13 protein-coding genes are annotated in these 15526 nt (G+C 58.2%); all 13 read right to left on the reverse strand.

Annotated elements, in window-relative coordinates; genetic code table 11:
- Positions 1-279 carry a cell division protein FtsB gene (gene ftsB / locus RYB66_RS05250; RefSeq protein ID WP_002554710.1) on the reverse strand — a complete coding sequence of 93 codons (279 nt, stop codon included), beginning with the start codon at positions 277-279 and terminating at the stop codon, positions 1-3.
- Positions 280-469: 190 nt separating this feature from the next.
- Positions 470-1756 carry a phosphopyruvate hydratase gene (gene eno, locus RYB66_RS05255; protein ID WP_005743441.1) on the reverse strand — a complete coding sequence of 429 codons (1287 nt, stop codon included), beginning with the start codon at positions 1754-1756 and terminating at the stop codon, positions 470-472.
- Between the two features lie 139 nt (positions 1757-1895).
- Entirely contained in the window at positions 1896-2741 is an 846-nt protein-coding gene (gene kdsA / locus RYB66_RS05260; protein ID WP_004666021.1) for a 3-deoxy-8-phosphooctulonate synthase, read from the reverse strand.
- 14 nt (positions 2742-2755) lie between these two features.
- Entirely contained in the window at positions 2756-4387 is a 1632-nt protein-coding gene (locus tag RYB66_RS05265) for a CTP synthase (protein ID WP_002554712.1), read from the reverse strand.
- A 263-nt stretch (positions 4388-4650) separates the two neighbouring features.
- Positions 4651-5988, reverse strand: a complete 1338-nt coding sequence (gene tilS / locus RYB66_RS05270) for a tRNA lysidine(34) synthetase TilS (RefSeq protein ID WP_316893943.1) — start codon at positions 5986-5988, stop codon at positions 4651-4653.
- Between the two features lie 152 nt (positions 5989-6140).
- The gene (gene accA, locus RYB66_RS05275) at positions 6141-7088 is read right to left on the reverse strand and encodes an acetyl-CoA carboxylase carboxyl transferase subunit alpha (protein WP_002554714.1); all 948 of its coding nucleotides are present in this window, start codon (positions 7086-7088) and stop codon (positions 6141-6143) included.
- A gap of 128 nt (positions 7089-7216) precedes the next feature.
- Positions 7217-10738, reverse strand: coding sequence for a DNA polymerase III subunit alpha (dnaE, locus tag RYB66_RS05280; protein ID WP_004666023.1), 3522 nt, complete (start codon positions 10736-10738; stop codon positions 7217-7219).
- Positions 10739-10807: 69 nt separating this feature from the next.
- Positions 10808-11461 (reverse strand): ribonuclease HII, encoded by a 654-nt coding sequence (gene rnhB / locus RYB66_RS05285; RefSeq protein ID WP_002554716.1) that lies wholly within the window; start codon positions 11459-11461, stop codon positions 10808-10810.
- 11 nt (positions 11462-11472) lie between these two features.
- Positions 11473-12615, reverse strand: coding sequence for a lipid-A-disaccharide synthase (gene lpxB / locus RYB66_RS05290; RefSeq protein WP_010201456.1), 1143 nt, complete (start codon positions 12613-12615; stop codon positions 11473-11475).
- Positions 12616-12617: 2 nt separating this feature from the next.
- Entirely contained in the window at positions 12618-13394 is a 777-nt protein-coding gene (gene lpxA / locus RYB66_RS05295; RefSeq protein WP_002554718.1) for an acyl-ACP--UDP-N-acetylglucosamine O-acyltransferase, read from the reverse strand.
- Positions 13391-13831, reverse strand: coding sequence for a 3-hydroxyacyl-ACP dehydratase FabZ (gene fabZ / locus RYB66_RS05300; protein ID WP_002554719.1), 441 nt, complete (start codon positions 13829-13831; stop codon positions 13391-13393). Before fabZ ends, lpxA begins: the two co-directional genes overlap by 4 nt.
- A gap of 109 nt (positions 13832-13940) precedes the next feature.
- Entirely contained in the window at positions 13941-14996 is a 1056-nt protein-coding gene (gene lpxD / locus RYB66_RS05305) for a UDP-3-O-(3-hydroxymyristoyl)glucosamine N-acyltransferase (protein WP_316893057.1), read from the reverse strand.
- 2 nt (positions 14997-14998) lie between these two features.
- On the reverse strand, positions 14999-15502 hold the full coding sequence (locus RYB66_RS05310; RefSeq protein ID WP_002554721.1) for an OmpH family outer membrane protein: 504 nt from the start codon (positions 15500-15502) through the stop codon (positions 14999-15001).
- Positions 15503-15526: the final 24 nt, after the last annotated feature.

Below are 15526 nucleotides of genomic sequence, written 5' to 3' on the forward strand. Positions count from 1 at the left end.
TTATTGCGCGAGCTGGTAAAGGGTTTCGCCGTCCTTGACCATGCCGAGTTCATGTCGGGCACGTTCTTCGACGGTTTCCAGACCCTTTTTCAACTCCATGACCTCGGCATCAAGCACGCGGTTGCGCTCCAGCAGCACCTCATTCTCAGCGTGCTGGTCGGCAATCTGCTGAGTCAGGCTGGCCACTTGCGCAAGGCTTCCGTTACCGACCCAAAGGCGGTACTGCAAGCCAGCCAGCAACAGGAGCAGGACGAGGAACAACCAGTTAGGACTGCGCATTGAAATATCAGGTACCCAGTAAAAAAGACAGCAGAGCCAACGTGAACAACAAACGACTGAGGGCATTGAGCCTGACATAAGCCAGGCTCAATCACTCCAGATTACCGCGGAGCGTCAGCATCGGAGCTGCACAGGCAAGTCAGGTGACTCGAGTCTGTGCAGCACTCTGCGTCTTTTTACCATCTATGGCTCAACCGCGAAACTCGGCACGACCACGATACGCGGCCTTGGAGCCCAATTGCTCCTCGATGCGCAGCAGTTGGTTGTACTTGGAAACGCGGTCGGAGCGGCACAGCGAACCGGTTTTGATCTGACCGGCAGACGTGCCCACAGCCAGGTCGGCAATGGTCGAATCTTCGGTTTCGCCGGAACGGTGAGAGATGATCGCAGTGTAACCGGCAGCCTTGGCCATCTGAATGGCTTCCAGCGTTTCGGTCAGGGAGCCGATCTGGTTGAACTTGATCAGAATCGAGTTGGCGATCTTCTTGTCGATGCCTTCTTTCAGGATCTTGGTGTTGGTTACGAACAGGTCGTCACCGACCAGTTGGACTTTCTCGCCGATCTTGTCGGTGAGAACTTTCCAGCCATCCCAGTCGGACTCGTCCAGACCGTCTTCAATGGAAATGATCGGGTGCTTGCGCGTCAGCTCGGCAAGGTATTCGGCAAACTCGGCGGAGCTGTACTCGCCCTCTTCGCTGAGTTTGTACTTGCCGTCCTTGTAGAACTCGCTCGCCGCGCAGTCCAGCGCCAGGGTCACGTCGGTGCCCAGCGTGTAACCCGCATTGGCGACGGCTTCGGCAATAGCGTCGAGCGCTTCCTTGTTGGACGCCAGGTTAGGCGCGAAACCGCCTTCGTCGCCAACAGCGGTGTTCAGGCCACGCGCCTTGAGCACTGCCTTGAGGTGATGGAAAATCTCGGTGCCCCAGCGCAGGCCTTCAGCGAAGGTTTTGGCGCCGACAGGCTGGATCATGAATTCCTGGATGTCGATGTTGTTATCAGCATGCTCGCCACCGTTGATGATGTTCATCATCGGCACCGGCATGGAGTACACGCCCGGTGTGCCATTGAGGTTGGCGATGTGCGCGTACAACGGCAGATCCTGATCCTGAGCCGCCGCCTTGGCAGCTGCCAGGGAGACCGCAAGAATTGCGTTTGCACCCAGGCTTGCCTTGTTCTCGGTGCCGTCCAGCTTGATCATCGCGTGATCCAGAGCCTTCTGGTCAACCGGGTCCTTGCCCAGAAGCAGGTCACGGATAGGGCCGTTGATATTGGCTACGGCCTTCAGAACGCCCTTGCCCATGTAACGGCTCTTGTCGCCATCACGCAGCTCCAGCGCTTCGCGCGAGCCGGTTGAAGCACCAGACGGCGCGCAGGCGCTGCCAACGATGCCGTTATCGAGGACCACATCTGCTTCTACAGTGGGATTGCCACGGGAGTCGAGAACTTCACGACCTTTGATGTCGACGATTTTTGCCATTGTTGTAAACACTCCAAGATTGACGAAAACGACGCAGCTGGGAAAACAATGCTCGCAGTCAGACGCAGAAAAAGGCAGGTCTGAATGCGACAACCCCGTCACGAATGACGGGGAACGGCACTTTACCGGAGAACCCTGTTCAAGCGGTCTCTACGATCGGAAAACTTTTGACAAGTTCATCCAGTGACTTGAGCTGGGCCAGGAACGGCTCCAGCTTGTCCAGACGCAGGGCACACGGGCCGTCGCATTTGGCGTTGTCAGGGTCCGGATGCGCTTCAAGGAACAGGCCGGCCAGATTCTGGCTGATGCCTGCCTTGGCCAGATCCAGGACCTGAGCGCGGCGGCCACCGGCAGAATCGGAGCGACCACCCGGCATTTGCAGGGCGTGTGTCACATCGAACAGGATCGGGTATTCGAACTGCTTCATGACGCCGAAGCCGAGCATGTCCACCACCAGATTGTTGTAACCGAAGCTGGAACCCCGCTCGCAGAGAATCAACTGATCATTACCCGCCTCTTCGCACTTGGTCAGGATGTGTTTCATTTCCTGAGGTGCGAGAAACTGGGCTTTCTTGATGTTGATGACTGCGCCGGTCTTCGCCATCGCAACGACCAAATCGGTCTGACGCGACAGGAAGGCCGGCAACTGGATGATGTCGCACACTTCGGCAACCACGGCAGCCTGATGAGGCTCGTGCACGTCGGTGATCAACGGCACGTTGAAGGTGCGCTTGATCTCTTCGAAAATGCGCATGCCCTCTTCAAGGCCCGGCCCGCGGTAGGAATTCACCGAAGAGCGGTTGGCCTTGTCGAAGCTGGCCTTGAACACATAAGGGATACCGAGCTTTTCGGTCACCCTTACGTACTCTTCACAGACCTGCATGGCCATATCCCGGGATTCGAGTACGTTCATGCCGCCGAACAGCACCATTGGCTTATCGTTGGCGATCTCGATCGAACCTACGCGAATTGTTTTCTGAGCCATGTGTGAAGTCCCTGTCAGGAGTTTTTCTGATGTTGAGCCAGTGCCGCCTTGACGAAACCGCTGAACAGCGGATGACCGTCACGGGGCGTGGAAGTGAATTCCGGGTGGAACTGGCAAGCGACGAACCATGGATGATCCGGTGCTTCGACCACTTCAACCAGCGCACCGTCGCCGGAGCGACCGGAAATCTTCAGGCCAGCCTCGATCAGTTGTGGCAGCAGATTGTTGTTCACTTCATAGCGATGACGATGACGCTCGACAATCACGTCCTTGCGGTAGCAGTCGTGTACCAGCGAACCGGCTTCAAGCTGGCAATCCTGCGCCCCAAGACGCATGGTGCCGCCCAGATCGGAACTTTCGGTACGGGTTTCGACTGCACCAGTGGCATCTTCCCACTCAGTGATGAGACCCACCACGGCGTGCGCGCTGGTACGGTTGAACTCGGTGGAGTTGGCGTCTTTCCAGCCCAGCACGTTACGTGCGAACTCGATGACCGCCACTTGCATGCCCAGGCAGATGCCCAGATACGGAACCTTGTTTTCCCGTGCAAACTGGACGGCAGTGATCTTGCCCTCGACCCCACGCAGGCCAAAGCCGCCTGGAACCAGAATCGCATCCACGCCTTCAAGCAGGCCGGTGCCCTGGTTTTCGATGTCTTCGGAATCGATATAACGCAGGTTCACCTTGGTACGGTTGGTGATGCCGGCGTGGCTCATGGCTTCGATCAACGACTTGTAGGCGTCGAGCAGTTCCATGTATTTGCCGACCATCGCGATGGTGACTTCGTGCTCGGGGTTGAGCTTGGCGTCGACGACCTTGTCCCACTCGGACAGATCGGCACCCTCACATTGCAGGCCGAAGCGCTCGACCACAAAATCGTCCAAGCCTTGCGAATGCAGGATGCCCGGGATCTTGTAGATGGTGTCCGCGTCTTCAAGGGCGATAACCGCACGCTCTTCAACGTTGGTGAACTGAGCGATCTTGCGACGCGACGACACGTCGATCGGGTGGTCGGAGCGGCAGACCAGCACATCAGGCTGCAGACCGATGGAGCGTAATTCCTTCACCGAATGCTGAGTCGGCTTGGTCTTGGTCTCGCCGGCAGTAGCGATGTACGGCACCAGCGTCAGGTGCATCAGCATCGCGCGGCGTGCGCCCACTTCGAAACGCAACTGGCGGATGGCCTCGAGGAACGGCTGCGACTCGATGTCACCCACCGTGCCGCCGATTTCGACCAGCGCCACGTCGGCATCGCCTGCACCCTTGATGATACGGCGCTTGATTTCGTCGGTGATATGCGGAATGACCTGAATGGTCGCCCCCAGATAATCACCACGGCGCTCTTTGCGCAGGACGTGTTCGTACACACGGCCGGTGGTGAAGTTGTTGTTCTGGGTCATGGTGGTGCGGATGAACCGCTCGTAGTGACCAAGGTCCAGGTCGGTCTCGGCGCCGTCGTGAGTGACGAACACCTCACCGTGCTGGAACGGGCTCATGGTGCCTGGGTCCACGTTGATATAGGGATCCAGTTTGAGCATGGTGACCTTGAGTCCCCGCGCCTCCAGGATGGCCGCCAATGAAGCCGAGGCAATGCCTTTCCCCAATGAAGAAACAACACCGCCCGTGACGAAGATGTAGCGCGTCATGAAAAACCCTAGAAGTCTGCGTTAAAGCGGTCAGAGCCGCCGGGGATAGCGAAGGAAGGCCGAAGCCCCCGATTACCGACAAAATTCACGGTGCACTCCCGAAACTGCTGCGTTGAAACCGACCGGCCGAAGCCAGTGTGGTGTGCGCTACATTTTAAGAATTACCCAGCAAACACTGGTTGGTAACCGGCAACTTGCGTTGTTTCAAAAGAACCAACAGAAGTTGTATCAAGAAGGGAGCGTAGTCTACCTGAAAGGGCCTTTCAGCTCAAACTTTGGTCGCTGGTCGGTACAACCCAGTGCAAACGCCAGCTTTCATTGGGCGAACCGTCCAGTCCAGGCAGGTTGGCGACGGCCAGCAAGTCATTATCGCAGTAGAGCAGCGGCAATCTGCCGCGCAGAAAAACCGGTACAGCCTGTTCGTTGAGCAACCGTTTCAGATCACGACTGCCGCGTCCGCCGAGGTGCATCACCTCACCTCCCCGCCGGTAGCGGATTTGCAGAGCGCCACACGGCACATCACCTTCAAGGCTTACCCAGCCATTGCCCGGCAAGTGCAACGGTGTGCGGCAGTCGGGCCAGTCTGTTACCGGGTGACGGACATGCTCCCAGTCAGCGGGCACCCACCAGATGCAGCCCTGCGCCCTGTGCAGCTCGCCATCGGCAAGCCGCCACAGCGGACGGGCATCCTGCGCTGCGTCGCGCAATGCCTCCCAGCCAGCCCAGTGATCGGTATCCGGCAGACGCGTCAGCGGCGCAAGCCAGTGGCGCAGTGCATTGCGCTGCCTTGCTGCGGACAGCACGGCAAGCGGGCCAATGCTCAGCACCGGCAAACCAAGCCAGGCAAATGGTGTCGTGACCTGGGCACCGGCCAGATCCTGCACCGCAAGCTCGTCCAGCAATTGCTGTGCTTCGCCGAGGTGGCACGCCGTGCGCGCCAGACTGATCGATGCCTGAGGCCATCTTGAGGTCAGCAATGGCAGCACGTCACTGCGCAAGAAGTTGCGCGAGAACCGGGAGTCGTCGTTGCTCGGGTCTTCGACCCAATGCAGACCGTGCTGATGTGCGTAGCCTTCAAGTTCGACACGAGACACTGCCAACAGTGGTCGCACCAAATGCCCACGCCCCAGAATTCGCTGATCGGGCATGGCAGCCAGACCGCGTACACCAGCGCCGCGCAGCAGACGGAACAGCAGGGTCTCGGCCTGATCGTCACGGTGCTGGCCGGTGAGCAACACATCCCCCTCAGCCAGCCTGTCAATGAACGCGGTGTAACGCGCCTGCCGGGCAGCCTGCTCGATGCTCGCACCAGGATCGACGTTTACCCGAACCAGCTCAAATGCCACACCCAGCGCCTGACAAACCCGCCGACAATGTTCAGGCCACGCATTGGCTGCGGCCTGCAGGCCGTGATGAACATGAATGGCGTGTAAGACAGGCAGGCTTTCGCACTTGGCGAGCTTAGCCAGAAGATGCAACAGCACCGTGGAATCGAGGCCACCGGAAAAGCCGATATGCCAGGTTGGCGCGTTGCGCCAGGGAGCCAAAGCCTGAAGGAGCCTGGCAGGAAGGTCATGACCGCTGTGTGTGGAGGTGGTCATTGGTGTTTCTCACCGAACTTCGCTTATTCACGCACTGAACGGTTCAATGCTCAAGCCAGCCCTTTCGCGAACAAACGAAGTGTCGCGCGGTTCGCTCCCACGCCTTTCGGGCAAAAGCCCGCAAGACGTGGGAACGATCGTGGCAACGCAGCTTACAGACCGTAGCTCATCAAGCGGTCATAACGGCGGGCCAGCAGCTCATCGTTATCGAACTCCTTAAGCATCGCCAGCTGACTGCTCAACTCTTCGCGAATCAAGGCAGCGGCGGCGACCGGATCACGATGCGCGCCACCCAATGGTTCGGCGATGACCTTGTCGACGATACCCAAGCCTTTCAGGCGGTCAGCGGTGATACCCATGGCTTCGGCAGCATCCGGTGCCTTCTCGGCGGTTTTCCACAGAATCGACGCGCAGCCTTCCGGAGAGATTACCGCGTAGGTCGAATACTGCAGCATGTTCAACTGGTCGCATACGCCAATCGCCAGCGCACCACCGGAACCGCCTTCACCGATAACAGTAGCGATGATCGGGGTCTTGAGACGGGCCATCACACGCAGGTTCCAGGCAATTGCCTCGCTCTGGTTGCGCTCTTCAGCATCGATACCAGGATAAGCGCCCGGCGTATCGATAAAGGTCAGGATCGGCATCTTGAAGCGCTCGGCCATTTCCATCAGGCGGCAAGCCTTGCGATAGCCCTCGGGGCGCGGCATGCCGAAGTTGCGACGAACCTTCTCGCGCACCTCACGACCTTTCTGGTGACCGATAACCATGACCGGCTGGCCGTCGAGACGGGCAATACCGCCGACGATTGCTGCGTCATCGGAGAAATGACGATCACCGTGCAGCTCATCGAACTCGGTAAAGATGTTTTCGATGTAGTCCAGCGTGTAGGGACGACGCGGATGGCGTGCCATGCGCGCGATCTGCCAGCTGGTCAGGTTGCCGAAGATGCTTTCGGTAAGCGTCTTGCTCTTGTCTTGCAGCCGGGAGATCTCGTCGCCGATGTTCAGCGAGTTGTCGTTACCCACCAAGCGCAGTTCTTCGATTTTGGCCTGCAAGTCAGCGATAGGCTGTTCGAAATCAAGAAAATTCGGGTTCATAGGCATCCGTCTTGGGTCGACGGCCAAGAGGCCGGCCGGTTGATCCGTCTGCGCCTTTCCTGTTCGGAACAGGCGCGGTCAGGTCGAAATTAAAATTCAGGGTTGAGCGCAAGTCGAGCCTGCGACGTTCAACGATACTGGAGAAAGACGTTCTCACGTCCGAACTGGTCACGCAGAGCTTGAATCAAGCTGTCAGCGGGATCAATGCGCCATGCTTCTCCCAATTGCAGCAATGCACGGGCGTCCTGCCCCGTGTAGTCCACCGTGATCGGGCAGGCACCGCGATGGCGCTTGCACAGATCACCCAGCCAGCGCAGCCGGTCGCCCTTGAGTGCTTCGGCGCGTACCGTCACTCGCAGGCTCTCGGCCAGATTGGTGCGCGCATCTTCGATACTCATGACCCGCTTGGCGCGCAACCGCAGCCCCCCGGAGAAGTCATCATTACTGACTTCGCCTTCGACCACCACCATAGCATCGGTCTGCAACAGTGATTGAGCCGAATGAAACGCTTCGGCAAACAGGGATGCTTCAATGCGTGCAGAGCGGTCGTCCAGGGTAATGAACCCCATCTTGTCGCCCTTCTTGTTCTTCATCACGCGCAAGGCAATGATCAGGCCGGCCACCGTCTGGGTGTCTCTGGCGGGCTTTAGATCGATGATCCGCTGACGAGCGAAGCGACGAATCTCGCCTTCATACTCATCGATCGGGTGCCCGGTCAGGTACAGCCCCAGGGTTTCCTTTTCACCGCGCAGACGGTCTTTGAGGCTCAGCTCGCGAGTCTTGCGATGATTGGCGTAAACATCGGCGTCCGCTTCAACGAAAAGGCCGCCAAACAGGTCCGCGTGACCACTGTCGTGACTGCGCGCGGTCTGCTCTGCCGCCTGAATGGCTTCTTCCAGCGCGGCAAGCAGCACCGAGCGATTACGGTCAATGTTGGCCTGATAGGCCTTGGGTTCGAGTTCGAAGTACGGCCCGAGACGATCCAGCGCACCGCTGCGAATCAGGCCATCAAGCGTTCGCTTGTTGACCCGCTTGAGGTCGACGCGGGCGCAGAAATCGAACAGATCCTTGAACGGCCCGTTCTGACGCGCATCGGTAATCGCCTCGACCGGGCCCTCGCCCACCCCCTTGATAGCGCCAAGCCCGTAAAGAATGCGGCCATCATCGCTTACCGTGAATTTGAACTCCGATGTGTTCACGTCCGGCGCGTCGAGGCGCAGCTTCATCGTGCGCACTTCTTCGATCAAGGTCACGACCTTGTCGGTGTTGTGCATATCCGCCGACAACACGGCAGCCATGAACGGTGCCGGGTAGTGAGTCTTCAGCCAGGCGGTCTGATATGACACAAGTCCGTAGGCAGCCGAGTGGGATTTGTTGAAGCCGTAACCGGCGAATTTCTCCACCAGATCGAAGATGTTACCGGCCAGGTCCGGATCGATGTTGTTGGTCTTGCAACCCTCAATGAAACCGCCGCGCTGCTTGGCCATTTCCTCGGGCTTTTTCTTACCCATTGCGCGACGCAGCATGTCCGCACCGCCGAGGGTGTAACCGGCCATGACCTGCGCGATCTGCATCACCTGTTCCTGATACAGGATAATGCCGTAGGTCGGTGCGAGTACCGGCTTCAGTCCTTCGTACTGATAATCGACGTGCGGGTAGGACAGCTCGGCGCGACCGTGCTTACGGTTGATGAAGTCGTCAACCATGCCCGATTGCAGCGGGCCGGGGCGGAACAGCGCCACCAGTGCGATCAAGTCTTCCAGACAGTCGGGCTTGAGCTTTTTGATCAGCTCTTTCATGCCGCGCGACTCTAGCTGGAACACAGCCGTGGTTTCGGCGCGCTGCAGCAACTGATAGGTCGGCATGTCGTCGAGCGGGATGAACGCGATGTCCAGCGGTTCTTCGTTGACCTTGGCGCGGTCGCGGTTGATAGTCTTGAGCGCCCAGTCGATGATGGTCAGGGTGCGCAGACCGAGGAAGTCGAACTTCACCAGCCCCGCCGCCTCGACATCGTCCTTGTCGAACTGGGTTACCAGGCCGTCACCGGCCTCGTCGCAATAGATCGGCGAAAAGTCGGTCAGCTTGGTCGGGGCAATAACCACACCACCGGCGTGCTTACCGACGTTACGCACAATGCCTTCAAGCTTGAGCGCCATCTCCCAGATTTCCGCAGCCTCCTCATCAACCTTGAGGAAATCGCGAAGAATCTCTTCCTGCTCGTAGGCTTTTTCGAGGGTCATGCCGACTTCGAACGGGATCATCTTCGACAGACGATCCGCCAGCCCGTAAGACTTGCCCTGCACCCGCGCCACGTCACGCACCACCGCCTTGGCCGCCATGGAACCGAAGGTGATGATCTGGCTAACCGCATTGCGACCGTATTTCTCGGCCACGTATTCGATCACCCGATCACGGCCGTCCATGCAGAAGTCGACGTCGAAGTCGGGCATGGAAACCCGTTCCGGGTTCAGAAAGCGTTCGAACAGCAGATCGTATTCCAGCGGGTCGAGGTCGGTGATCTTCTGTACATAGGCAACCAGCGATCCGGCACCCGAACCACGACCCGGCCCCACCGGTACGCCGTTGCTCTTGGCCCACTGGATGAAGTCCATCACGATCAGGAAGTAGCCGGGAAAGCCCATCTGGATGATGATATCCAGCTCGAAATTCAGCCGGTCGACATACACCTGACGCTTGGCTTCGTAATCTTCGGTGGTGTCCTTGGGCAACAGGACGGCAAGACGTTCTTCGAGGCCATCGAAGGAAACCTTGCGGAAATACTCATCGATGGTCATGCCATCAGGAATCGGGAAGTTGGGCAGGAAGTGCGTGCCCAGCTTGACGTCGATGTTGCAGCGCTTGGCGATCTCGACGGTGTTTTCCAGCGCCTCGGGCAGGTCGCTGAACAGCTCGGCCATCTCTTCCGGGCTTTTCAGGTATTGCTGATCGCTGTAGTTATGCGAACGACGCGGATCGTCCAGCGCCCGGCCTTCGCCAATACACACGCGGGTCTCGTGGGCTTCGAAATCAGTCTGCTTGATGAAACGCACATCATTGGTCGCAACCAGCGGCGCGCCATGGCGTTCGGCCAAGGCAACAGCGGCATGCAAATGCTCTTCGTCATTGTTGCGATTGGTGCGCTGTACTTCGATATAGAAACGCTCGGGAAATACCGCCATCCATTCGCGCAGCAGTTCGTCCGCCTCGCCGGGGTTGCCGCCGAGCAACGCCATGCCGATCTCGCCTTCCTTTGCAGCGGAAAGCGCAATTACGCCTTCACTGGCCTGCGCGACCCACTGGCGCTGGATGACGATCTGACCGTTGCGCTGGCCTTCGATAAAACCACGGGAAATCAGTTCGGTCAGGTTGCGGTAGCCTTGGGCATTCATGGCCAACAGGCTGATGCGACTGAGCGCAGCGTCTTCATCCCTGCCCGCCAGCCACAAGTCGACGCCACAGATCGGCTTGATGCCCGAGCCTTGCGCGGCCTTGTAGAACTTGACCAGCGAACACATGTTGTTCTGGTCGGTCACCGCCACGGCAGGCATGTTCATGCCGGTCAGCGCCTTGATCAACGGTTTGACCCGGACCAGACCGTCAACCAGCGAGTATTCGGTGTGCAGGCGTAGATGAACGAAAGAAGCCGGCATGGTGATCCTATAAAACGCGAAAATACAAAAAAACGAAGGGCAGGATTGTAACGGGCCCGAGATGAAACGTCAGTCCTGCAATAAACCGACTGGTAGCGGGATCGACCCGCCGATCATTATGGATGCTCGCGCCTCGTGGGCTGCACGCACAGGTGCAAAGGAGCGTCGGTGAATGGGCGTAGGTCCGAGCCGGGCCAATGCCTCCAGGTGCACCGGCGTAGGATAACCCTTGTGCCCACCGATGCCATAACCCGGATAGATGAGCTCGAACGCTGCCATTTCCCGATCCCGGCTGACCTTGGCGAGAATCGACGCGGCCGCGATGGCAGGCACCCTGGAGTCGCCCTTTACAACCGGCGCAGAAGGCACTGACAACTGCGGGCAACGGTTACCGTCGATGAGCGCCAGCTTCGGCGTGATACTCAGCCCCTCGACGGCACGTTTCATGGCCAGCATCGTGGCGTGCAAAATATTCAATTGGTCGATTTCTTCAACTTCAGCCCGGGCAATGAACCAGCACAGGGCCTTCTCCTGAATTTCGACGTAGAGTTTTTCGCGCCGGGCTTCAGTCAGCTTCTTTGAGTCGTTGAGCCCGAGAATAGGTCGGGCAGGGTCGAGAATGACTGCCGCCGTTACAACCGCGCCGCACAGCGGGCCACGGCCTACTTCATCAACACCTGCTACCAGATCCTCGACGAGTGTGAAATCCAGACCTGTTTGCATGATGGGCGACCTCACTGTGAAGACGACTGGCCGAGCAGGCTCAACACCGCGTCGGCGGCCTGATTGGAAGCATCTCGGCGCAGAATACGGTGAATGGCATCAAAGCCTGCGGTTTGCGCCTGACCGTCATCGATCAGCGGCAGCAGCGTCCGCGCCAACGCTTCGGGGGTGGCGTCATCCTGCAGCAGTTCTGGCACCAGCAGGCGCTGGGCAAGCAGGTTAGGCAGCGATACGTAAGGGCTTTTGACCATCCGCTTGAGTATCCAGAAGGTCAGCGGTGCCAAACGGTAGGCCACCACCATAGGTCGCTTGTAAAGCAGGGCTTCCAGAGTCGCGGTGCCGGAGGCGATCAGTACCGCATCGCATGCTGCCAGCGCCACATGCGACTGCCCGTCGAGCAGCGTGACTGGCAGATTGCGGCCTTGTAACAGCTGCTCTACCTGAGCCCGTCGTTGAGGACTGGCGCAGGGCAGTACGAAGCGCAAGCCAGGGCGCTGGGCGAGAAGAAGCTCGGCAGCATCGAAAAACAAACCGCCCAGACGCCCTACTTCGCCGCCCCGGCTGCCCGGCATCAACGCAACAACGGGCGCTTCCTGAGCAAGGCCAAGCCCTGCGCGGGCTGCGGCGCGATCTGACTCCAGAGGGATGGTGTCTGCCAGCGGGTGACCGACAAAGCGTACCGGTACGCCCTTCTCTTCATAGAAACGGGCTTCGAATGGCAACAATGTCAGCATCAGATCACAGCCTTCACGAATCTTCAGCACACGCTTCTGACGCCAGGCCCAGACTGACGGGCTGACATAGTGCACGGTTTTGATGCCCGCGCGGCGTAGCTGAAGTTCGATATTGAGTGTGAAGTCGGGGGCGTCAATGCCGATGAAGACGTCCGGCTTTTCATTGATGAGGGTCTGTACCAGCAGCTTGCGCCGGGCCAGCAGCTCACGCAGCCTGCCAAGCACCTCGACCAGCCCCATCACCGACAGGCGCTCCATCGGGAAGTAGGACTGCATGCCCTCAGCCTCCATCAGCGGGCCACCCACGCCAATGAAACGGATATCGGGATGGCGCACCTTGAGGGCACGCATCAGGCCGGACCCGAGGATATCGCCGGATGCTTCACCAGCGACCAGAGCGATACATAATGGCTTGGTCATGATTAGCGAATGATACCGCGGGTCGACGTCTGAATAGACTGAAGGAATACGGCCACTTCAGGGAACTGCGCCGCCGGCTCGGCAAGGTCGGCCGCCGCCTGAGCGATGGTCAGCCCCTGACGATAGACTGTCTTGTAGGCTCTGCGCAGCGCATGAATGGCTTCTTCGGAAAAACCGCGACGGCGCATGCCCTCGAAATTCATGCTGCGCGCTTCGGCCGGGTTGCCAAACACCGTCACGAACGCCGGAACGTCCTTGCCGATGGCCGTACCCATGCCGGAAAAGCTGTGAGCACCGATATGGCAGAACTGATGCACAAGAGTAAAACCGGACAGGATGGCCCAGTCATCGACATGAACGTGGCCTGCCAGCGCGGTGTTGTTGACCAGTATCACGTGGTTACCGATCACACTGTCATGGCCGATGTGTGCATAAGCCATGATCAGGTTGTGATCGCCCAGCGTGGTTTCGGCACGGTCCTGAACAGTCCCGCGGTGGATGGTCACACCTTCACGGATCACGTTGTGATCACCGATGACAAGACGGGTTTCCTCGCCCTTGTATTTCAGATCAGGCGTGTCTTCGCCCACCGATGAGAACTGGTAGATGCGATTGTGCTTGCCGATCCTGGTGGGTCCCTTAAGGACAACATGAGGACCGACGACTGTACCCTCGCCAATTTCCACACCGGCTCCGATGATCGACCAGGGGCCAACCTCAACGTTGTCGGCCAGAATGGCCGTCGGATCGATGATTGCGCGAGGGTCAATCAAACTCATAGCTTACGTTCCGCACAGATGATTTCGGCAGAGCATACCGCCTTGCCATCAACTGTAGCCTTGCATTCGAACTTCCAGATCTGACGCTTGCTGCTCAGGAACTTCGCTTCAAGAACCAGCTGGTCGCCCGGCAGAACCGGTTGACGGAAACGCAGTTTGTCCGAGCCCACGAAATAATAGAGCGTACCGTCTGACGGCTTGGAGTCGAGCATCTTGAACGCAAGAATACCGGCAGCCTGCGCCATAGCTTCGATGATCAGCACACCCGGCATGATGGGATGCTCAGGGAAGTGGCCGTTGAAAAAAGGCTCGTTGACGCTGACATTCTTGTAGGCGCGAATGTTCTTGTTCTCGATATCCAGCTCGGTCACGCGGTCCACCAGCAGGAACGGGTAACGATGAGGCAGGTATTCGCGAATTTCTTTGATGTCCATCATTTCGAGGGGAAGCCTGTAGTAAAGATTAGGGGTGCGTCGCGACTGCGCAGCACCCCTCTACATCAAGGAGGCAGTTTATCGACTGTGCACGCTTGATATTAAAAAGGTATCAGCCATCAGATGAGCGATTATCGGCGCAGGTCACCGTCTCTACAGCCTTTTCAAGCTTTTGCAGACGTCGCGCCATATCATCGATCTTGCGCAGACGAGCTGCACTCTTGCGCCACTCGGCGGCCGGCTGCATGGCAGTACCGGACGAGTACGAACCCGGCTCGGTAATGGAATGCGTCACCATCGTCATGCCGGTGATGAAAACACCATCACAGATTTCGATATGCCCTACCAGGCCGACACCGCCGGCCAGCATGCAGTGCTTGCCGATTATGGTGCTTCCGGAGATGCCAACACACGCAGCCATCGCTGTGTGATCGCCAACCTGTACGTTGTGGGCAATCTGAATCTGGTTGTCCAGCTTCACGCCGTTGCCAATTCGCGTATCGGCCAGAGCACCGCGATCGATCGCCGTGTTAACGCCGATCTCGACGTCATCACCCAAAGTGACGCCACCGATTTGTGCAATTTTCTGCCAGACACCCTTCTCATTGGCAAAGCCGAAACCTTCACCGCCCAGCACCGCGCCCGACTGAATGACCACACGTTTGCCGATGCGCACATCGTGATAAAGCGTTACCCGCGGAGCCAGCCAGCCACCTTCACCGATTTCGCAACGAGCACCGATGAAGCTGTGCGCACCAATGGTGACATCGGCTGCAATACGGGCACCGCTCTCGATAACGACGAAAGCGCCAATACTGGCGGCAGAATCAACCTGAGCATCGTCGGCAATCACTGCCGTCGGATGAACGCCCGCCACGCTTTTGGGCTTGGGGTCAAAAAAGTGCGAAATGCGCGCATAGGCCAGGTAAGGATCCGGGACCAATAGCGCATCTCCGGTGTAGCTGTCGGCATCTGCAGGCTTGAGCAGCACGGCAGCAGCCTGGGCATCGACCAGAAATTTACGGTATTGAGATTTTGCCAGGAAACTGATTTGACCAGGGCCGGCCTCTTGTAAAGCAGCCAGCCCGGTGATGTCCTTGTCCTTGTCGCCACGTAGCGTAGCGCCAAGGAACTCGGCCAATTGGCCGAGCTTGATGGTTATGCTCATGGTTACTTCAGCTGGTTCATGCGCTCGATGACCTGGCGAGTCACGTCATACTGTGGCTTGACGTCGATCACCGCACCGCGCTCGAAAACCAGGTCGAAACCACCTTTCTTGATGACTTCTTCAACAGCCTGATCCAGTTTTGGCTTCAACTGCTTGAGCATTTCACGGTCAGCAACGGCCTTGGCTTCGTTCAGTTCCTTGGACTGGAACTGGAAGTCACGAGCCTTTTGCTTGAATTCAAGCTCCAGACGCTCGCGCTCAGGCTGAGCCATCTTGTCGCCGCCGCTGACCAGACGGTCCTGAATACCCTTGGCGCTGCTTTCCAGGCTCTTCAGCTTGGTCAGTTGCGGACCGAATTTTTTCTCGGCATCAACAGCGTATTTCTTGGCAGCATCAGATTCCAGCAAGGCCATCTGATAGTTCAGTACGGCAATTTTCATGTCGGCAAATGCAGGGCTTGCGACCAGAACGGTTGCCAGCAGTACCAATTGAGTCAACTTACGCACAATACAACTCCTACAAAATTCGTT

This window comes from Pseudomonas syringae group sp. 243L2 (genome assembly GCF_032587875.1).
GTDB lineage: Bacteria > Pseudomonadota > Gammaproteobacteria > Pseudomonadales > Pseudomonadaceae > Aquipseudomonas > Aquipseudomonas amygdali.